The organism is Lysobacter korlensis (assembly GCF_042434515.1).
The window spans coordinates 1,555,728-1,575,375 of sequence record NZ_JBHLTG010000001.1; the positions used below are offsets into that span (position 1 = coordinate 1,555,728).

Here is a 19,648-nt window from a genome sequence, read left to right on the forward strand (position 1 = left end):
CGCGCCGTCCTCCGTCGCAGCGGACCCCTGACGCTCGATACCCAAGCCCCGGCCCAGCCCGGGGCTTGCTTTTATCGCTGCGCCGGAGTGTTGCGGCACGGGGCCGCGGGTGCTGGCGCTTGGTTCCGGCTCCGGGTTGTGCCACTAGTCGGACCGTGTCCTGCGCGCAGACATGCAGGCGGCATCACACCCGCCGAAGGCTCGTTGCGCGCTGCGAACCCCTGATTGCGCCAGACTGTGATCACCCACGAGGACAACCCAGCCGTGCAGTTCGCAGACAGGCCCGAGCATTTCCTGCGCATGGTCGAGGATGCGGTGGTCGGCGTCGTGCAGACCGACGCTGACGGCCGCATGGTGTACGTCAACCCACAGTGGTGCGCCATGCTCGGTTATGGCGCTGACGAGCTGCTTGGCCGGAGCGTCTTCGAGGTCACCGACCCGCCGTATGTTGCGATCACGCGCGAGTCCGTAGAGCAGCTCCGTCGTGGCGCCGCCAGCGTCGTGCTTTCCAAGCGATACCGTCGCCGTGACGGCTCGCTGATTCATGCGCGCAGCAGCGCGTCGGCCATCCGCGACGCGAATGGCGTGATGGCGGGGCTGACTGCGTTCGTCGTCGACGTGTCCGACCGCGTCGAGGCGCTCGAGCGCGCCGAGGCGGCCGAGGAGCGCCTCAACCAGGCGCTGCAGATCGGGCAGATGATCGCGTGGGAGTGGAATCTGGTTTCGGGCGCGGTCGTGTCGTCCACCGACCCGGTCGAGTTCTGGGGCATCCCCGTGGAGCGTGTTGAGGACTTCATCGCGCTGGTCCACCCGGAGGACCGCCCGGCGGTCGAGCAGGCGGCGATGTCGGCGTTCACGGGCGTTGCGCCCTACGATCTCGAATACCGCGTTCGCGGGCCTGACGGAAACCTGCGCTGGATCCAGACCCGCGGCCGTATCGAGCCCGGCCCCGACGGCAGGCCCTGGCGCGTGCTCGGCATCGCGATCGATGTGACCGGCGCCAAGCGCGCCGAACTCACCGCGCGGCTGTTGGCGGAGGCGGGCCAGGTGCTCGGCGCCTCGCTCGATTACGAGACCACGCTGTCCAGCCTGGCGGTCGTGCTGGTGCCGCGTCTGGCGGACTGGTATGCGATCGACCTGCTCACGCCGGCGGGCGAGCTCGAACGCATCGCGCTGCATCACCCGGACCCGGCGAAGATCGAAATCGGCACGCGGATGCACGCCCAGTACCCGCCGCGCCAGGACGTGCCCAACGGCGTCTGGAATGCGTTGCGCACAGGCGAGCCGAGCTGGGTGCCGCAGCTGTCGGACGAGCTGTTGCAGCGTTCGACCCATAACCGTGAGCAGTTCGAGATGCTGCGGGCGCTGGGGCTGCGGTCCTACATCTGCGTGCCGCTGCGCGCCCGTGGCGTTGCGATCGGTGTGCTGACGCTGGTGTTTGCCGAAAGCGGCAGGCACTACGAGCGCGCGGACCTCGACCTTGCAATGGAGGTCGGCAACCGGGCTGCGGTGGCGGTCGACAACGCGCGCCTCTATCACGCGCTGCAGGCCGCCGACCGTCGCAAGGACGAGTTCCTCGCGATGCTCGCGCACGAACTGCGCAACCCGCTCGCGCCGATCAATATGGCGGCCGAGCTGCTGAAGGCCGTGGTGGGCAATAACCCGCAGGCGCGGGAGGCGAGCGAGATCATCGCGCGCCAGGCGAGTCACATGACCGAACTCGTCGACGACCTGCTCGACGTCTCCCGCGTCACGCGTGGGCTCGTGCAGCTGCAGCAGCAGCCGGTCGATCTCAAATCCGTGGCCACGGCTGCGGTCGAACAGGTGCGCTCGCTGGTCCAGGCGCGGCGCCATGAGCTGCGCACCTCACTCAGCGCCGAGCCGCTGATCGTCCGCGGCGACCGCGCCCGTCTGATCCAGGTGATCGTCAACCTGCTCAACAACGCGGCGAAATACACCCCGCCTGGAGGCGAACTCGAGCTGCTCGTCGACGCGCAGCAGGCGCATGTCCGGATACAGGTCAGCGACAGCGGGGTGGGAATCGAGCCCGGGCTGCTGCAGGAAATCTTCGAACTGTTTACGCAGGCCGCGCGCACGCCCGATCGCTCCCAGGGCGGGCTCGGCATCGGCCTTGCGCTGGTGCGCAGCATCGTGCGGCTGCACGGTGGCGAGGTGACCGCCGACAGCGAAGGCACTGGCAAAGGCGCCACGTTCTGCGTGCTGCTACCCCGCATGGACCACGCAGGCCCAGCACTGCCGACGCTGCCCACGCAGACGGATGCGGCGAGCTCGTACAAGCGCGTGCTGGTGGTCGATGACAACGCCGATGCGGCGACGATGGTGGCCGAGGTGCTGCGCCTGCACGGCCATGCAGTGGACGTGGCCGGTAGCGGCGCGGGGGCGCTCGGTCTGGTCGACGATTCGCGGCGCTATGACGCGTTCGTGCTCGACATCGGATTGCCGGACATGACCGGATACGAGCTGGTCCGCAGGCTGAGAGCACTGGATGTCACGGCCGGTGCGCGGTTTTTCGCCTTGACCGGCTACGGCCAGCAGCAGGACCGGCTGGCCGCGCTGTCGGCCGGTTTCGACGAGCACCTCGTCAAGCCGGTCGACCCGGAGCGGCTGGTGCGGCTGCTCGCAGTCTGAGAGGTGTGCCACGACGTCAGATGCGGGGTACACAGATGCCGCGTGTTGATCGGTCACGCGCCGAACCCACACGCGCCGGATCGTCGTCGCCCATCAGGACGATGAACTCGTGGTTGCGATGCGTCAGCGCCCTGCGTTTGTCACGGTCTATTGACCCTGAGGTCGCGAATATCGGTTGCGGCGCTTCAGGGTGGCGCTGGGCGCTTTGCAACGCGATGAGCTGTCATGCAGGCGCCCTAGGCCCCGGATCTCCACCGGGGCCTTTTTATACAGGCCTTTTGGCTGCGGCCCGGGCATTGGCCCTTGCGGATGCTGCGTGGAGGAGTGCTCGAGTAGCGCGGTCATGCGCCGCGGCTTCGATCGGGTCCCCGCGCGCGATTCAGTCGTGCGCGCAATAAAAAAGGGCAGCGTGAGCTGCCCTTTCTCTGCCGGTTCCGCCGCAGCGACTAGATCAGTCAGCCAAAGCGCACTTCACCGGCCAGTCCATCCATGGTTAGCGACGCGAGGAATCGTCGTCGCGCGACTCGCCGAGCTTACGTTCAGCCGAGCCGACGTTCTGCTGCAGTTTGCCCTTCATTTCCTGCGAGCGGTCGTCCGTTACACGACCCGCCACTTCGTTCGCGGTGCCCTTGATTTCGCGATCGGCACCCTTTTCTCGATGATTATTCTTGTCCATGGTGTACTCCTTGTGTCTGGTTCAACGTCCGCCTCATTGCGAACAACTGCATATTATCGGATTGCCCAGTAATTTCGCGTGATTATTATGTTTTGGTGCGGTAATTCAACTCGACTGCGAATATAGCGGATAGAAATCTACCTGTGAGCGACGGGTTGCGGTCGGGGAGTATTTTTGACGCGTAGCGCAGCTGTAATAAGTGCAAGCGTTCCGCTGGTGGATATTCGAGCGGCTCGACAGTAAATGAAGAACCGTTCTCGGCGGTAACGCCTATCAGTTTATTCCGGTTATTTCGAACGTCCGTTCGTGACGGCCCCGTGCCTCGACTCCGCTTGCCGGACGCCCGCTCCTTCGCGCCGCGCCCCTTGAGCCCTCCCGTCGTCAGGCGGGCGCCAATGGGCCTCGGTCCGCCGACGTCGCCTTGGCGGACCGCCTACACACCCGCTGCCATGCTCGGGCGCGTGCCGTCGACGAGCCAGCCATGAGCGAACCCGTGGAAACCCCGCCGCCCCTCGACTATCGGGCGCTGTTCGACGCGACGCCGGCGCCGCACCTGGTCCTCACGCCCGGTCTCGAAATTGCGGAGGTCAACGACGCATATCTGGAAGCCACCGGCACGCAGCGCGACAACCTGCTGGGCCGGCATGTATTCGATGCATTCCCGGACAACCCCGACGACAGCGAGTCACGCGCGGTCGAGAACCTGCACGCGTCGCTGTTGCGTGTCCTGGAGCGGCGCGTGCCCGACCACATGCCGCTGCAGCGCTACGACATCCGTCTGCCCGACAGCGGAGAGTTCGTGCAGCGGTACTGGAGCCCGATCAATACTCCCGTGTTCGATGCGATCGGACGCCTGGACCCACATCCTGCACCGTGTCGTGGACGTGACCGCATTCGTCGAGCAGGCCGCACGTACGACGCAGCTCGAAGCCGAGGTGGCCGCGCAGACGCTGGAGGTCCGCGACGCCAACGAGCGCCTCCGGCAGGCGAAGCTCCGGCTCGACCACCAGATCGACGTCTGTTCGCGCCAGAGCGAGCTGCTCCGCAACGTGCTGTTGGCGGTACCGCTGCCGGTGGCATTGCTGAAAGGGGCAGGGCATCGCATCGAACTGCAGAACATCGCGATGCGGCAGCTTCTCGCAGATGCGGAAGCGATCGACGCCGACCTGGCCTCGTCGGCGCGCGGGCTGCACAAGGTGCTGCCTCTGCTCGACCGCGTGTACCACGACGGCGAGGTGATCAGCGTGCGGCGCCTTGCGATCGTATGGCCGGGCGACGCCTCGGGCGAGACAGGCACGCGGTACTACGACCTGCATGTGCATCCCTACCTCGCGAGCGAAGCGGGCGTCGAAGGTGTGATCCTGGCGGCGGTGGACGTGACCGCACATGTGGAAGGCGAGGCTTCGTTGAAGGCCGCGCTGTCTTCACTGGAGGACGAGCGGGACCTGCGCGACCAGTTCGTTCTTGCGCTGTCGCACGACCTGCGCACGCCGTTGTCGGCAGCCTCGATGGGCTCGCACGTGATCAGCCGCAAGGCGGACGACGCGGGCGAGGTGAGGCGCATCAGCGGGCGCGTGCTCGCCAACCTCGAGCGCATCGACCACATGCTGCGCGACCTTCTGGATGCGAACCGCATCACTGCAGGCGGAAAGCTCACGCTGTCGGTGGTGTCCTGCGATCTGCGCGAGGTCGTCGAGCAGGTGGTGGACGATCTGAGCACGGTGCACGGCGATCGGTTCATCGTGCGTGCCCCCGTTTCACTACCGGGCCGATGGGACTGCGCGACCGTCCGGCGCGCGCTCGAGAACCTGTGCGTCAATGCGATCAGCTATGGCGCGCCGGGGCGACCGGTAACCGTCACGCTCGCGGATTCCGGCGCCGAGACGGTGATCGAAGTGCACAACGAGGGGCGGCCGATCCCGATTGACGAGCAGTCCGCGATCTTCACCGCACACTTCCGCAGGCCAACACACGAGAACAGCGCGCGCCGCGGCTGGGGACTGGGCCTGACGCTCGTGCGCGGGCTCGTCGAGGCGCACGGCGGAACGGTGGAGGTCGAAAGCGCCGAAGGGCAGGGCACGGTGTTCCGGATCCGGTTGCCTCGGCAGTAGAGGGTGTTCCCGCGCACGCGCGTGGTCGCGCAAGGTGACGAACCGGCGTAGCAGCAGCGTCCCGGACGGGTCAGCGCATCCCCGGCGCGCGCTCGATCGATCAGCTCGTCACCTTCTCGGCGGGGCGCATTGCAGCCGCTAGATCCCCCTCGTCGCTGGACCCGTCCCGACGGACGATCGCCATTCCGACATGCCGGCCGCCTCCGCCGGGACGCCGCCGGCACCCGAACAGCGCTTGCGGGTTCTACGGCCCGAGGCGGGAGCGTGACTGCGGGTCGTGGCGAACGGGGCGATGCGCGTTGTCGGCGAGCAACCGGCTGCCCGGCATCGGCATCGGTGCGCGCCCGGGCGGCGGAGCGTCCGGTGCGATCGCGCGGTAGCGCCGGGCCAGGTCGATCAAGGCAGGCATCGAATCGTTCGCGCGAGCGGCACGCTCGACGGCCATTGCACCCAGTTCGGCCCAGGCCTGGAATTCGTCATCGTCACGGTGCTCGGTGAGCCATCGCAACGACGCGGCTCCGTCGGGCAGGTCTACCAGCATCAACCGCGCGACTTCGAGGGCGCAGTTGCGGTCACAACGCTCGGCCGCCGCATGCGCGAGGATGACGCCCCAGAGCAGGCCAAGGGTGCTGCGGCGCTGATTCGCCGGCGTGGGCACTTCAGCAAAGGCGGCCTCCAGGCTCTGCGCCTTCGCGAACGAAAGCATGAACCGGCTGGCCCGCTTTGCGATTCGGTAGTGGGGAGAGGCAGTGGCCATGTAACCCAACATAGGCCCCTACGCGCGAAGAGCAACGCTAATTTCCGGGGGAAATCCACCCAGAAGCGGCCGCTATGTCTGCTGAGTTAATCGCGCATTTACGCCGCCCGACTGGGCGTCGCGTCGGAACGCTATTCGTGTTGCGTGCGATTCGTTCGGGTCGCGCCGTGCATCCTGCGCAGTCGGCCCGCGTCGACAGGCATGCGCCGATGATTCGGATGCAGGGCGGGCCGTATTCCGGGCTGCCCGGATCCAGCCGCGTCGGTTTCTGACGCTTGTTTCGCATCGGCACTGCGTGCGGCCCACTGCGCCAGCCCGGGCCGGCGCGTGGGCCGGCCTGGTTACGCTGCGAGCTTGCTGCAGGCCTCGTGCGCGATCCTGATCAGCGCTTCGATGTCGAACGGCTTGTCCATCGTCCGGCAACCGTAGTCGGCGCGGATGCGTGCCAGTTCGGCCGGGCGCGCGAGCGAGCTTGCAACGACGGTGCGCTTCAATCGCGCTGGCCGGTCGCGGCATGCCTCGAGGAACGCCCACCCGTCCATGACCGGCATCCTCAGGTCGAGGATGATCAAGCCCGGCTCGGCACCGCGCGCAAGCAGTGCGAGTGCAGCCTGGCCGTTCTCGGCGAGCGCAACCTCCAGTCCCTGACGCTGCAGTATCGCCGCGACCGTTTCACGCATATCGCGGCAGTCGTCCACCACCAGAACATCGAGTTTCATGTAGCCCCCTTCGGCAGGCGCCTGGATGAGCCCGCCTCGAAGCAAGTGATGTTCCCGCGACGGCGAAGAACGCGTGAAATCCGGTCTTGACACGCCCCATCGGGCGCACGGACTTTCGATGCTGTGACTGCGCTCACATCGAAGAGGAGGCGACGATCTCTTCCCGCGGTGCCACGAGCCCGTTTCGCGCGCACAACGCCGGCAATCGGCGGCGGGAGAATGCGCCGCCGCTGTGCACCGCGTGGGTTTCCTGACGCCCTCCACAGCAGCCGCTAGCGGAACTCACGGTTGGCTTCCGTCGCGCGTCGAAGGCGACGGGTCAGCGGTCCGCGCCACGCTGACCTCCGTTGCCGGCCAAGCGACGGCAACCAGGCTTGCGGTGCCGGAGCCTGCTACGCAGCTGCAGGCCGCAGCAGCGGGCTTACCGTGGCGTGCGTGGCTTGAAGCCGGGCCGGCCACCGGGGCCGCCCGCGTTCGGGCCGCGTGGGCCACCCGGGCGCGGGGCGCGCGGTACGGCCGGGCGTGGGCCGCGGCTCTGTCCGCCGGCCAGGTCATCGTCACCGGCGCGTGCGAGCTTGAGCTGCTGGCCCGCCACGCGCACGCGCTTGAGGTGCTCCATGACTTCGCGCGGCATGCCCTCGGGCAGGTCGATCAGGCTGTACGAGTCGCGGATGTCGATGCGGCCGATGTAGCGGCTCTCGAGCTCGGCCTCGTTCGCGATCGCGCCAACGATGTTGCCCGGCTTTACGCCGTGCGCGTGGCCGACTTCGATGCGGAACGTCTCCATGCCGACGTCGGGTGCCTGTCGCGGCTCGCGGCGCTCGCGTGGGGCTTCGCTGCCGGCGTCGTCGAAGAACGCTTCACCCGCGTTCGCGGTTGCGTTCTGGGTCGGGCGCGCATCGTGCCGATCGAAACCACCCGTCGCCTGACGCGGTGCACCGTCGTTGCGCTCGTAATGGCTGCGCGGCGAGGAGGCGTCGCGGTCCGGCGCGGTGCGTTCACGCGGTGCGCGCTCGCCACGATCGAACCCGCCCCGCGGCGCGGCGCGGTCGAACCCGCCGCGGTCACCGCGCTGCTCGTCGCGGCGCGGGTTGGGCCCGCGCTCGCGCCCGTCACGCTCCGGCCGCTCGTAGCTCTGCGCGCGCGCCGCGCGCACCTGGTCGTCGGTTGCCTTGAGCAGCAGCGGCATGTCGCCCTGCACGAGCTTGGCAAGTGCCGCGGCGATCTCGACGGCCGGCACGTTGCGTTCGCGCTCGAAGCGTTCGACGAGGTCGCGGTACATCGAGATGTCGCCGCCCTGGAGCGTGTCGGCGATGCGGTCGAGGAACTTGTTGACCCGGCGCTCGTTGACGGTCTCGACTGTCGGCAGCGACATCGGTTCGATCGGCTGACGCGTCGCACGTTCGATCGCGCGCAGCATGCCGCGCTCGCGCGGCGTCACGAACAGGATCGCCTCACCCGCGCGCCCCGCGCGGCCCGTGCGGCCGATGCGGTGCACGTAGCTCTCGGTGTCGTACGGGATGTCGTAATTCAGCACGTGGCTGATGCGTTCGACGTCGAGGCCGCGAGCGGCGACGTCGGTCGCGACCAGCACGTCGATCTTGCCGTCCTTGAGGTTCTGGATGGTCTTCTCGCGCTGCGCCTGCTGCACGTCGCCGTTGATCGCGGCGGCCGAAATTCCGCGGGCCGACAGCTTCTCGGCCAGTTCGTCGGTGCCGAGCTTGGTACGGGCGAAGACGATCATCGCGTCGAACGGCTCGGCCTCGAGGATGCGGGTCAGCGCATCGAGCTTGTGCACGCCGCTGACCGACCAGTAGCGCTGCCGGATATTGGCCGCAGTGGTCGTGGTCGACTTGATCGCGATCTCGACCGGATCCTTGAGATAGGTCTGCGCGATGCGCTTGATCGGCGCCGGCATCGTGGCCGAGAACAGCGCCACCTGGCGCGTCTCCGGCGTCTTCTTGAGCACGGTCTCGACATCGTCGATGAAGCCCATGCGCAGCATCTCGTCGGCTTCGTCCAGCACCAGGCAGCGCAGCTCCGACAGATCCAGCGAGCCCCGCGTGATGTGGTCGATCACGCGGCCCGGGGTGCCGACGACGACCTGCACGCCGCGCTTGAGCGCCTGCAACTGCGGGTAGTAGCTCTGTCCGCCGTAGATCGGCAGCACATGGAAACCGGGCAGGTGATGCGCGTACTTCTGGAACGCCTCGGCGACCTGGATCGCGAGCTCACGCGTCGGCGCAAGCACCAGTGCCTGCGGCTTCGGCTTGGAGGGATCGATCTGGGCAAGGATCGGCAGCGCGAACGCGGCGGTCTTGCCGGTGCCGGTCTGCGCCTGGCCGAGCACGTCGCGGCCCTGCAGCAGCGGCGGAATCGTCGCGGCCTGGATCGGCGAAGGGGATTCGTAACCGACTTCGGTGAGCGCGCGAAGCAGCGTCTCGGGCAGCTCGAGGTCGGTGAATTTGATCGTAGGCGCAGCGTTTTCGGCGCTCATGGCAAGGCTCGTTCAGCGCCGGCGGAGCCGGTCGGAATGGTCGACAGTGTAGCGGCCGCTCCCGCGCGCGGCGTGTGCGCGATGTATGCGCACGGGCGTGATGCCCGGGTCAGCGCGACTGCACAAGCCAGCGATCGAGCTCGTTCGCGAAGGCCTGTCGGTCGCGCGCGTGCAGCGGCGGTGGCCCGCCGGTCTGGATGCCGGCGCCGCGCAGTTCGTCCATGAAATTACGCATGGAAAGCCGCTCGGCCATGTTCGCGCTGGTGTACCGTTCGCCGCGAGGGTTCAGTGCGGCAGCGCCTTTTTCCAGCACCAATGCGGCGAGCGGGATGTCCTGGGTGACGACGAGGTCACCCGGCGCGCAGCGTTCAACGATCGCGCTGTCGGCCACGTCCGGACCGGATTCGACCTGCAGCGCGCGGATGAAGCGGGACGGCGGCGTGCGCAGCCACTGGTTCGCAACCAGCGTGACCTCGACCTGCGCGCGCTCGGCCGCCCGGAACAGGATGTCGCGGATAACGCCGGGGCATGCATCGGCGTCCACCCAGATCCGTCGCCCGCGGGGGTCCGCGGCCACCGGGTTCAGCCCGGGGTGCCGCCGTCGGTCTCGGGCGGGCGGCTGGTGTCGCGCTCGGCCTGCTTTTTCGCAGCCTTTTCGTCCTGCTTCTTCTTCTTCGCAAGCTCGCGCTGGCGCTTCTCGAACGAATAGTTGGGCTTGGCCATGTCTCTTCCACTCGGATAATCCCGCAGTGTAGGCGATCCGCGTCTGCCGGCCCGATGAAACGGAGCCGTGACGGCGCGCACGTCGGGCCGCTTTGGTGGCGACGCTGGCGTCGGGTCGTGCGCCGCCTGCGGTCGCGCATGGTCACCCGGCGCTCGCATATCCGCGGCCACGATGCGCCGGTGTAGGCACTCCTGCGGGGATTTCCGATGCAAACGCTCCGATTCGACAACGCGTTCATCCGCGAGCTGCCCGGCGATGCCGAAAGTGGACCGCGCGTGCGCCAGGTGCATGGTGCGCTGTGGTCGCGCGTGGAGCCCACGCCGGTCGCGCAACCCCGTGTGCTGGCGTATTCGGCCGAGATGGCGCAGCGGCTCGGCTTCAGCGAAGCGGACGTGGCTTCGCCGGAGTTCGCAGCCGTGTTCGGCGGCAATGCGTTGCTGCCGGGCATGGAACCTTATGCGGCGAACTACGGCGGCCACCAGTTCGGCCACTGGGCCGGGCAGCTCGGCGACGGCCGCGCGATCACGCTAGGCGAGACCATCAATGCTGCAGGTGAGCGTTGGGAGCTGCAGCTCAAGGGTGCGGGCATGACGCCGTACTCGCGCAGTGCCGATGGGCGCGCGGTGCTGCGCTCGTCGATCCGCGAGTTCCTCTGCAGCGAAGCAATGCACCACCTCGGCGTACCGACCACGCGCGCGCTGAGCCTGGTCGGGACCGGCGACGAGGTGATCCGCGACATGTTCTACAACGGCAACGCGCGACCCGAGCCGGGCGCGATCGTCTGTCGTGTCGCGCCGTCGTTCATCCGCTTTGGCAATTTCGAACTGCCGGCGGCGCGCGGTGATATCGAACTGCTGCGCAAGCTCGTCGATTTCTGCATTCGACGCGACTATCCGCACCTCGAAGGCGAGGGCGAAGCGCTCTATGCGCAATGGTTCGGTGAGGTGTGCAGCCGCACGGCCGTCATGGTTTCGCACTGGATGCGCGTGGGGTTCGTGCATGGCGTGATGAACACCGACAACATGTCGATCCTCGGCCTGACGATCGATTACGGCCCCTACGGCTGGATCGACAACTTCGACCCGGACTGGACGCCGAACACCACCGACCGCCAGCAGCGCCGCTACCGCTTCGGCCAGCAGCCGCATGTGGCCCACTGGAACCTCGTGCAGCTCGCGAACGCGCTGGTGCCGCTGTTCGAATCGGTCGAGCCGCTGGAGGAAGCGCTGCAAAACTACGTGGACGCCTGGATCGATGCCGACCGGGAGACGATCGCGCGCAAGCTCGGACTTGCGGAATGCCGCGACGAGGACGTCGAGATGATGCAGGCGCTGTATGCGCTGCTCGCGCTCGGCGAGGTCGATATGACGCTGTTCTTCCGCGCGCTGATGGATGCCGATCTACAGGCCCGCTCGCTCGCGCCGTTCGCTGAAGCGTTCTACGACGACGGCAAGCGCGAGGAAGTGTCGCCGGCGCTGCTCGCGTGGCTTGAGCGATACAGCCGCCGCGTGGCCGAGGACCCACTGTCGGCACAAGACCGCCGCGAGCGCATGCGCCTGGGGAATCCGCGCTATGTGCTGCGCAATTACCTGGCTCAGCTTGCGATCGACCGCGCCGAGCAGGGCGACCCATCCGGCATCCAGGAGCTGCTCGAAGTAATGCGAAGACCCTACGACGACCAGCCGGGCATGGAGCGGTTCGCGGAGCGGCGCCCCGACTGGGCTCGCACGAAGGCGGGCTGCTCGATGCTTTCGTGCAGCTCATAGGGACGCAGAGGTCTCGCGCGTCGGGGGTTCGGGGCCGCGCTTTCGGCTGTGCGTGGCAGCGCGACGCGCGACGTGCCATGCACGCCGGGTAAAACGCATCGAACGCCCGTAGTCCGCATGCAGACCCCGCATTCACCTCCTCGGATGGATGCTGGCTACGGTCCCGTTGGAGTCCCGGTCATGCCTGCATCGTTCGGAAATCGCTTTTCGCGGCTGCGCTTTGCTGCGCCGTTGCTTGCGCTCTCGTTGCTGGCCGGTTGTGCAACGCCCTACGGCGGTGGCGCGGGTGCCGGTTATCCGGGCACCGGCTACCCGGGCGATGCATACCCGGGGCAGGGTTATCCGGGCCAGGGCTACCCCGGCCAGGGCTACCCGGGCAGCGGCGACCCCGGGCGTTACGGCTCGCAGCGGGTGCTCGGCACCGTGCAGCAGGTCGACCCGCGCTACGGGCGCGTAGTGATCAGCCCGGATGGCGGCGGATACGGCGGGGGGCGCGCGATCGAGGTGTCCTACGACCGCAACACGCAGCTCGTCTATCAGGGCCGCCAGTACCCGGTTGAAGGGCTGGAGCGTGGCGACCGCATCAGTATCGAAGCCGAAGATGCCGGCGGCCGCCTGCATGCGCGGTTCATCGAGGTCGTGCAGAACGTGCGCGACACGCGTGGTGGCGGCGGTAGCTACTACGGCAACGACCTGCAGGGCGCGATCAGCTATGTCGATCCGCGGCGGCGGGTGATCGAACTCACGCGTGGCGGCTACAGCGGCGCGCGTGAGCAGGTGTTCTACGACGAACGCACCCGGGTCGAGTACCGCGGCCAGCAGCTCCGCCCCGAGCAGCTGGAATCCGGTGACGTCGTCCGCGTGCAGGGCCGTCCCACCGGTCAGGGCCTGCTGGCCGAGCGGATCGATGTCGAGGTCAACGCACGCTCGCGCTAGTCGTGAGCTAGTCGGGCACTGACCGCCGGTTGCGGGTCCCAGCGCGGCGCCCGCAGCGCTCTACCGCGTCTACCGCGCCCGAGCCAGCGGCGTCGTGCCCGTACAATGGCGGCATGCCCCTGATTACCCTGCAGAACGTCGACTACAGCGTCGGCGGCCCCTTGCTGCTCGAACGCGTCGAGCTGTCCATCGAAAAAGGCGAGCGCATCGCGCTGATCGGCCGCAACGGCGCCGGCAAGTCGACGCTGATGCGTCTGCTGTCCGGCGAGTTGCAGCCCGACGACGGCGAAGTGCGTCGCGAAGGCGGCGTGCGCGTCTCACGCCTGGAGCAGGAAGTCCCCGCCGACGCCGGCGGCGCGGTGTGGGATGTCGTCGCGGCCGGCCTGGGCGACCTGGGGCGCTGGCTCGCCGAATACCACCACCTCAGCCATGCCGAGACCGTCGATACCGACGCGCTGGCGGACGTGCAGTCGAAGATCGAGGCCGCCGACGGCTGGGCGCTCGACCAGCGCGTGGTCGAGACGCTGACCAAGCTCGACCTTGATGGCGAGGCCGCGTTCTCCGGTCTGTCCGGCGGCATGAAGCGTCGCGTGCTGCTGGCACGCGCGCTCGTGTCGACGCCCGACGTGCTGCTGCTCGACGAGCCGACCAACCACCTCGATATCGAAGCGATCGACTGGCTCGAAACCTTCCTCAAGGGCTGGTCGGGCGCACTGGTCTTCATCACCCACGACCGCCGCTTCCTGCGCGCGCTTGCCACGCGCATCGTCGAGATCGATCGTGGGCAGGTGACGAGCTGGCCGGGTGACTGGGCCAACTACGAACGTCGGCGCGAGGAACGCCTGAACGCGCAGGCGCAGGAGAACGCGCGCTTCGACAAGCTGCTCGCGCAGGAAGAAGTGTGGATCCGGCAGGGCATCAAGGCCCGCCGCACGCGTGACGAAGGCCGCGTGCGCCGGCTCAAGGCGATGCGCAGCGAGCGCTCACAGCGCCGCGATCAGGTAGGCAACGTGCGCATGGAAGTCGCGAATGCCGAGTCCTCTGGGCGCAAGGTCATCGAAGCGAAGGCGGTCGGGTTCGGCTTCGAGGGCCGCTCGATCGTGCGCGATTTCTCGACGACGGTGTTCCGTGGCGACCGCATCGGGCTGATCGGCCCGAACGGCAGCGGCAAGACCACGCTGCTCAAGCTGCTGCTCGGCGAACTGGCGCCCGACTCTGGCGAGATCCGCCTCGGCACGAACCTGCAGGTCGCGTATTTCGATCAGTACCGCGCGACGCTTCGTGAGGACTGGAACGCGATCGAGAACGTGGCCGAGGGCCGCGAATCGGTCGAGATCAACGGCAAGCCCAAGCACGTGATCGGTTACCTGCAGGACTTCCTGTTCACGCCCGAGCGCGCACGAGCGCCGATCACCCGGCTGTCGGGCGGAGAACGCAACCGCCTGCTGCTCGCGAAACTGTTCGCGCAGCCGTCGAACCTGCTGGTAATGGACGAACCGACCAACGACCTCGACGTCGAAACGCTGGAGTTGCTCGAGGAACTGCTCGGTGATTACGGCGGCACGTTGCTGCTAGTCAGCCATGACCGTGATTTCCTCGATAACGTCGTGACTTCGACGATCGTCATGGAAGGCGATGGGCAGGTGGGCGAATACGTTGGTGGGTACACCGATTGGTTGCGTCAGCGACCGGCGACTGCGGAGCGCCGCGGCGACAAGGCCACGTCGGGCGATGCCGCGAAGCCCACGGCGGCGATTGCAGCGTCTGTCGCGACCGCGGCCGCAGCGCCCAAGCGCAAGCTCAGTTACAAGGAATCGCGCGAGCTCGAACAACTGCCCGTGCGTATCGAGCAGCTCGAATCGAAGATCGCGGGGATGACCGCCGAAATGAACGAGCCGGCGTTCTACCAGCGCGACAGCGCGGGGATCGCGGCGCATGGCGCTGAGCTCGCACGCATGCAGGCGGAACTCGACGCTGCGTACGTGCGCTGGGCCGAACTCGACGCCTGAGGCACGAGGCGAAGGCCACGGTTTCGTGTCGGGACGTAAACAGCGTTCGCGACGCATCGAGGCCGGACTCAACGCCCGAGGCGCGAGGCGAAGTGCTTGGCCGTGCGTCGAATCGCAGGCAGCCCTAACGCGCCGGAGCCCGGTCACCGGCGTGCGCGAGGCTGCGGGCGGCCGACCCGCAACGCTGGCCGGCCGCTTCGGCAAAACTTCAGCCGATGAACCCACCGCCGTTGACGTGGATGAACTGCCCCGTGACGTAGCTGCTGTCGTCGCAGGCGAGGTACACGAACGCCGGCGCGACTTCGCTGGGCTGGCCCGGCCGCTTCATCGGCGTGTTGCGGCCGAATTCGCGCTGGCGCTTCTTGTCGAACGTGGACGTGATCAGCGGCGTCCAGATCGGCCCCGGCGCGACGCCGTTCACCCGGATGCCGCGGTCGACGACGTTCTTCGCGAGCGAATACGTGAAGCTCTCGATCGCGCCTTTCGTCGCCGCGTAGTCGATCAGGTGATCGCTGCCGCGGAACGACGTCACCGAGCCGGTATTGATGATCGCGCTGCCGCGCCCGAGGTGCTCGAGCGCATAGCGGCTCAGGTGGAAGAACGGGAAGACGTTGTTCTCGAACGTGGTGCGCAGCTGCGCCGCGCTGATGTCTTCCAGCCGCATCTGCTCGGTGTGGTCTGCAAGGTTGTTGACCAGCACGTCGAGCCGGCCCAGACCCTTCACGGTCTTCGTGATCGCCGACTTGCAGAAGGCCTGGCTGCGCGCGTCGCCGCGGATCAGCACGCAGCGTCGGCCCTCGGCTTCGATCATCGTGCGGGTGTCCTGCGCGTCCGCATCCTCGTTGAGGTAGAGCACCGCAACGTCCGCGCCTTCGCGGGCGAAGTGCACGGCGACCGCGCGTCCGATGCCGCTGTCGCCACCGGTGATCAGCGCCACCTTGCCTTCGAGCTTGCCGCTGCCACGATAGTCCTTGCGGATGGTTTCGGGGGCGGGCTGCATCGGGCGCTGTCGCCCAGGCGAGACTTTGCGTCGAGTGGCCATCGTGGTCGCAGAGGTGGAAGAGATGCGAGATCTTCGACGCCGACTCGTTTCGCCGTGATGAAAACGCGGCTGTATCGCTCCCCGCTTCGTGCCGATGATGCGCAAATCGGTAATGGGTGACGCCGATGTCGATGGCCCCGCGCACCGCCGGCCTAGACTCGCAACGCAATCGGCATTCGCGGAGGCGGCGATGAACCACAGGTTGTTCTTTGCGTTGTGGCCAGACGATTCCGTGCGCGATCGCATCGACGAGACGGCCGCCGCGGTGGCGCATGATCACGCCCCGGGCGGGCGCCGGTTGCGCCGCGACCGCCTGCACCTGACGCTGCAGTTTCTCGGAGATTTCTCACCCCTTCCGGAAGCGGTCACGAGCGCCGTGCTCGATGCCGCCGCACGCGTCGCATGCGAGCCGTTCACCCTGACGCTCGATCACGCGGGCAGCTTTCGCGGCAGCCGGGTCTGGTGGCTCGGCAGCAGCGAGTGCCCCGCCGCGCTGCAGGTGCTGCACACCGCTCTGGGGGCCGAGCTGGCTGCTGAAGGTGTCGCGGTCAAGGCGCACCCGACGTTCACCCCACACGTCACGATCATGCGCAACGTTCGAAAAGGCCTGCCGGCGACGCCGGTCGACGCGATCGACTGGCGCGTCGATGAGTTCGCGCTGATCGACAGCCAGCCCGATCGCGGCTACGTCGAACTCGGGCGCTGGCCGCTTCGACGTCGCTGATACGCGGCGATCAGTTGCGCAGATTCAGCGCGGCCGAGCTCTCGAGGCGGCCGTCGGCGTGCAGCACGGCATGCGCCTGATCGCGCGAGCCGAGCACGGTCAGCGGAAGCTGCGATGGCCGCTGACGCACGAATCGCAGGCGCCAGCCGTCACGTTCGAGCTGGGAGAGCTGCACCAGCTGGGCGGTGTTGAGGAGGGCGCGGAAGTCCTTGGTGGACAGGGGGCGGCAACGACGACGGTCCTGGATCAGCATCTGGGTGCCTCTGGCTGGCGTGCTGGCTTGCGATGGGTGAGCGTGCCGCCGCAGTTCAAGCGGACTCGGCTGGAATCATGGATCGGTCGTGTTACCGCTGTGTGGAGATGTCGCGTTTCACACGTCGGCGGCAGTGACGGCGGCAGGCTGCGGACATGACCGACGAACGCCATGACGTGCAGGGCCGCCCGCCGATCCGCATCGGCTGCGCGGGCTGGTCCATCGGGTCCGCCCATGCCGAGCTGGTCGGCGAGGGCGAGAGCATGCTGGCGCGTTATGCAACGCGCTTCGATGCCGTCGAGATCAACTCCTCCTTCTACCGCCCGCACCAGCCGAAGACCTACGAGCGCTGGGCGGCATCGGTGCCCGACGACTTCCGCTTCTCGGTGAAGCTGCCGCGGACGATCACGCACGACGCACGGCTGGTCGGCGGCGAGGACCTGCTTGCGCGCTTTCTGGGCGAAACGGCGGGGCTGGGTCAAAAACTGGGCGGCATCCTCGTGCAGTTGCCGCCAAGCCTGGCGTTTGATGCCGCGGTGGTCGACGCGTTCTTCGAGAAGCTCCGCGCTTTGACCGATGTCCCGCTTGCCTGCGAGCCGCGGCATCGCAGCTGGTTCGAGGCATCCGTGTCGGCGCTCTGGGCGCGCTACGACATTGCGCGCGTCGCCGCCGACCCCGCGCGCGTGCCCGACGCCAGACACGTGGCGGGGCAGGGCGCGTGGCATTACTGGCGCTGGCACGGCTCGCCGCGGATCTACTTCAGCGCCTACGAGGACGCCGAACTGCAGCTGCTTGCACAGGAGCTCATCGACCACGCAGCGCCCGGCCGGGAGCCCTGGTGCATCCTCGACAACACCGCGGCGGGCCATGCCGTGACCGACGCGGCGAAGCTGCAGGCACTGTGCGGCGTCGAGCCGCCCGGGCAGTTCGTGCCACAACGGGCCGCGGCGCCGGTGCAGCAGGCGCTGGGCTTCTAAGCGCAGCGTGCGGCGTTCAGCCGCCCGGCGCGCGGTCCACGCGAAGCACCGGATACAGCCCGAAGCGTTCGTCCCACGCGGTGTGCCGCCGGAAGAAGAAGTCCAGCCGTGCACGCGGGTTCGCGGCAAACGCGGGGTCCTCCTTCAAGCGGCGTTCGAACTCGGCCTTCGTTGCCGGGTCGCGCGCGAGCATCTCGCGTGCGACTTCCTCGGCGACGTAGTCCTCCATGTACTCCTTGCGCTCGAACGCGTTGTTGAACGTGCCCCAGGCCGCCAGCGAATCCGGCGCCTGCGGCTCCAGCAGCGCCATCACCAGCCGCGCGCGCGGCTGCGCGATCGGCACGTAGAGCGCGCCCGCGCCCACTTCGAGTTTCTCGGGCTTCCACTCGCCTTCGAGCGTCGTGCGCTGGTGCCCTTCGACCGGCCCGGCTGCGAACTCGGTCCTGTCGGCGCGGAATGCCTTGAGCGGCGCGCCCGTCAGTGGCGCGTCGAGCGTGCGGAATTCGATGCCGTGCTGGCGAAGCTTCGCGCCCACCCAGCCGGCATGCGCGGCGGGCACCACATAACCCGCGCGCGGTGCGTCGACGACGCGACCGGGCTTGATCTCGTCGCGTAGTGGAATATTCCAGACCTGCGGGACCGACTCGTCGTAGCGCGTCATCAGCCCGCCGGACACTTCGGACGGCGTGCGCGAGTAGGCATAGCCGCGGAACGGAATCGTGCGCGCGCGTTCGGTGGTTTTGTAGTCGAGCGCGACCGGCTCACCGCCGAGGGAGCGTGCCCGCCGGTCGGCGGCCGCGACCGCCGCCTGCCAGTCGCCGCCATACCGCGCGACGTGTTCGAGCACCGAGACGATCGTGTTGTAGGTGATGCGGACGCGGTGCGGGTACGGCCGCCAGGAATGCGTTTCGACCAGCATGCCGAGGCGATTGAGCAGCGGCATGTATCCATGCGAGAAGCGCGGTGTCGCCACGCTGTCCTCGAAGCCGGATTGCGGGTTTTCGTGCTCGACGAACGAGGGGTAGAACGGCAGCGGCAACGAGCCCTGTCTGGCGAGGTCGGCAATCACGCCGTCGCGGAACGTGCGCCCGACCTTGCGCAGCGGAGCGTCGCCGGAGTTGATGGGCTCGACCTGGATCGAGATGTCGTGTTCGAACTTTGCTCCGTTCGTGACGTGCAGGTCGATGTAGGCGAGCGGGTCCCACTTCCCGATCAGCGCCAGCATCGCCTGCATTTCGGGCGTATCGGCTTTCACGTAGTCGCGGTTGAGGTTGTAGTTCTGGGCGGTCGTGCGCCAGCCCATCTCGGCGGGACCGCGCTGGTTCGGGCGGTTCCAGGCGCCGAAGCGTTCGTGGCCGTCGACGTTGAACACCGGCACGAACACCAGCACCTGCCGGTCGAGCGCGCCCTTGGCTGCGCGTCCCTCCAGCGCCTCGCGAAGCGCGAGAAACCCCGCGTCCTTGCCATCGATCTCGCCCGCGTGGATGCCGCCCTGCACGAGCGTGACCGGCAGGCCGCGCGCCTTGGCCGCCTCCGCCGTCAACGCGCCCGACGTCGAGGCGATGATCGCCTTCATCGGGCGACCCTCGGGCGAGGTGCCGAACGTCTCGCAGCGCACCGCGTCCGGATAGCGGGCGGCGAACGCGTCGCAGAGCGCGATGACCTCGTCGTAGCGTCCGGTGTGCTCGTAGCCGCTGCGCTCGGCGACGGTGGCCAGCGGTGCCGTATCGGCGGCGGCAGCGAAGCAGGGCGCCGCTGCGAGTGCGACAGCCAGGACGGCGAGGGACGGGATGCGCGTCATGTTCGGT

17 protein-coding genes and 1 pseudogene are annotated in these 19,648 nt (G+C 67.9%); 8 read left to right on the forward strand and 10 right to left on the reverse strand.

Annotated elements, in window-relative coordinates:
• Positions 1 to 264 precede the first annotated feature (264 nt).
• Complete coding sequence (locus ACFFGH_RS07300; RefSeq protein WP_386666439.1) at positions 265 to 2,649, forward strand: hybrid sensor histidine kinase/response regulator; 2,385 nt, start codon at positions 265 to 267, stop codon at positions 2,647 to 2,649.
• Between the two features lie 493 nt (positions 2,650 to 3,142).
• Here ACFFGH_RS07300 and ACFFGH_RS07305 read toward each other — a convergent pair whose 3' ends face one another.
• Both ACFFGH_RS07305 and ACFFGH_RS07310 read right to left on the reverse strand, forming a co-directional pair.
• Complete coding sequence (locus ACFFGH_RS07305) at positions 3,143 to 3,325, reverse strand: CsbD family protein (RefSeq protein WP_386666440.1); 183 nt, start codon at positions 3,323 to 3,325, stop codon at positions 3,143 to 3,145.
• Between the two features lie 433 nt (positions 3,326 to 3,758).
• Positions 3,759 to 3,971, reverse strand: a complete 213-nt coding sequence (locus tag ACFFGH_RS07310; protein WP_386666442.1) for a hypothetical protein — start codon at positions 3,969 to 3,971, stop codon at positions 3,759 to 3,761.
• Between ACFFGH_RS07310 and ACFFGH_RS07315 the strand changes: the two are divergent.
• Together ACFFGH_RS07315 and ACFFGH_RS07320 are read left to right on the forward strand one after the other, a co-directional pair.
• A pseudogene (locus tag ACFFGH_RS07315) lies at positions 3,879 to 4,088 on the forward strand (PAS domain-containing protein); the annotation flags it as partial. The gene ACFFGH_RS07310 and the pseudogene ACFFGH_RS07315 sit on opposite strands and share 93 nt — an antisense overlap.
• A gap of 76 nt (positions 4,089 to 4,164) precedes the next feature.
• Positions 4,165 to 5,436 carry a sensor histidine kinase gene (locus tag ACFFGH_RS07320; RefSeq protein ID WP_386666444.1) on the forward strand — a complete coding sequence of 424 codons (1,272 nt, stop codon included), beginning with the start codon at positions 4,165 to 4,167 and terminating at the stop codon, positions 5,434 to 5,436.
• A 244-nt stretch (positions 5,437 to 5,680) separates the two neighbouring features.
• On the opposite strand, the gene ACFFGH_RS07325 is transcribed toward ACFFGH_RS07320, so the two are convergent.
• From ACFFGH_RS07325 to ACFFGH_RS07345, 5 genes are all read right to left on the reverse strand, one after another.
• Positions 5,681 to 6,193, reverse strand: a complete 513-nt coding sequence (locus tag ACFFGH_RS07325; RefSeq protein WP_386666447.1) for a hypothetical protein — start codon at positions 6,191 to 6,193, stop codon at positions 5,681 to 5,683.
• A gap of 341 nt (positions 6,194 to 6,534) precedes the next feature.
• Positions 6,535 to 6,912, reverse strand: a complete 378-nt coding sequence (locus ACFFGH_RS07330) for a response regulator (RefSeq protein ID WP_386666450.1) — start codon at positions 6,910 to 6,912, stop codon at positions 6,535 to 6,537.
• 421 nt (positions 6,913 to 7,333) lie between these two features.
• Positions 7,334 to 9,409 carry a DEAD/DEAH box helicase gene (locus ACFFGH_RS07335; protein WP_386666453.1) on the reverse strand — a complete coding sequence of 692 codons (2,076 nt, stop codon included), beginning with the start codon at positions 9,407 to 9,409 and terminating at the stop codon, positions 7,334 to 7,336.
• Between the two features lie 109 nt (positions 9,410 to 9,518).
• The gene (locus ACFFGH_RS07340; protein ID WP_386667426.1) at positions 9,519 to 9,953 is read right to left on the reverse strand and encodes a YaiI/YqxD family protein; all 435 of its coding nucleotides are present in this window, start codon (positions 9,951 to 9,953) and stop codon (positions 9,519 to 9,521) included.
• 38 nt (positions 9,954 to 9,991) lie between these two features.
• Positions 9,992 to 10,132 carry a hypothetical protein gene (locus ACFFGH_RS07345; protein ID WP_386666455.1) on the reverse strand — a complete coding sequence of 47 codons (141 nt, stop codon included), beginning with the start codon at positions 10,130 to 10,132 and terminating at the stop codon, positions 9,992 to 9,994.
• A 207-nt stretch (positions 10,133 to 10,339) separates the two neighbouring features.
• Between ACFFGH_RS07345 and ACFFGH_RS07350 the strand changes: the two genes are divergently transcribed.
• From ACFFGH_RS07350 to ACFFGH_RS07360, 3 genes are all read left to right on the forward strand, one after another.
• Positions 10,340 to 11,899: a protein adenylyltransferase SelO gene (locus ACFFGH_RS07350; RefSeq protein ID WP_386666457.1), complete on the forward strand. Its 1,560-nt coding sequence runs from the start codon at positions 10,340 to 10,342 to the stop codon at positions 11,897 to 11,899.
• Between the two features lie 180 nt (positions 11,900 to 12,079).
• Positions 12,080 to 12,835, forward strand: a complete 756-nt coding sequence (locus tag ACFFGH_RS07355; RefSeq protein ID WP_386666460.1) for a DUF5666 domain-containing protein — start codon at positions 12,080 to 12,082, stop codon at positions 12,833 to 12,835.
• 113 nt (positions 12,836 to 12,948) lie between these two features.
• Positions 12,949 to 14,844, forward strand: a complete 1,896-nt coding sequence (locus tag ACFFGH_RS07360; RefSeq protein WP_386666463.1) for an ATP-binding cassette domain-containing protein — start codon at positions 12,949 to 12,951, stop codon at positions 14,842 to 14,844.
• Positions 14,845 to 15,052: 208 nt separating this feature from the next.
• Here the strand turns inward: ACFFGH_RS07360 and ACFFGH_RS07365 are convergent, their stop codons facing one another.
• Positions 15,053 to 15,844, reverse strand: coding sequence for an SDR family oxidoreductase (locus ACFFGH_RS07365; RefSeq protein ID WP_386666466.1), 792 nt, complete (start codon positions 15,842 to 15,844; stop codon positions 15,053 to 15,055).
• Positions 15,845 to 15,998: 154 nt separating this feature from the next.
• Here ACFFGH_RS07365 and thpR point away from each other — a divergent pair, with 154 nt between their 5' ends.
• On the forward strand, positions 15,999 to 16,610 hold the full coding sequence (thpR, locus tag ACFFGH_RS07370; protein ID WP_386666469.1) for an RNA 2',3'-cyclic phosphodiesterase: 612 nt from the start codon (positions 15,999 to 16,001) through the stop codon (positions 16,608 to 16,610).
• Between the two features lie 10 nt (positions 16,611 to 16,620).
• On the opposite strand, the gene ACFFGH_RS07375 is transcribed toward thpR, so the two are convergent.
• A complete protein-coding gene (locus tag ACFFGH_RS07375; protein WP_386666472.1) occupies positions 16,621 to 16,863 on the reverse strand; it encodes a hypothetical protein in 243 nt (80 codons plus the stop codon).
• 155 nt (positions 16,864 to 17,018) lie between these two features.
• Between ACFFGH_RS07375 and ACFFGH_RS07380 the strand changes: the two genes are divergently transcribed.
• Positions 17,019 to 17,840, forward strand: a complete 822-nt coding sequence (locus tag ACFFGH_RS07380; RefSeq protein ID WP_386666475.1) for a DUF72 domain-containing protein — start codon at positions 17,019 to 17,021, stop codon at positions 17,838 to 17,840.
• Positions 17,841 to 17,856: 16 nt separating this feature from the next.
• On the opposite strand, the gene ACFFGH_RS07385 is transcribed toward ACFFGH_RS07380, so the two are convergent.
• The gene (locus ACFFGH_RS07385; RefSeq protein WP_386667428.1) at positions 17,857 to 19,641 is read right to left on the reverse strand and encodes a M14 family metallopeptidase; all 1,785 of its coding nucleotides are present in this window, start codon (positions 19,639 to 19,641) and stop codon (positions 17,857 to 17,859) included.
• Positions 19,642 to 19,648 lie beyond the last annotated feature (7 nt).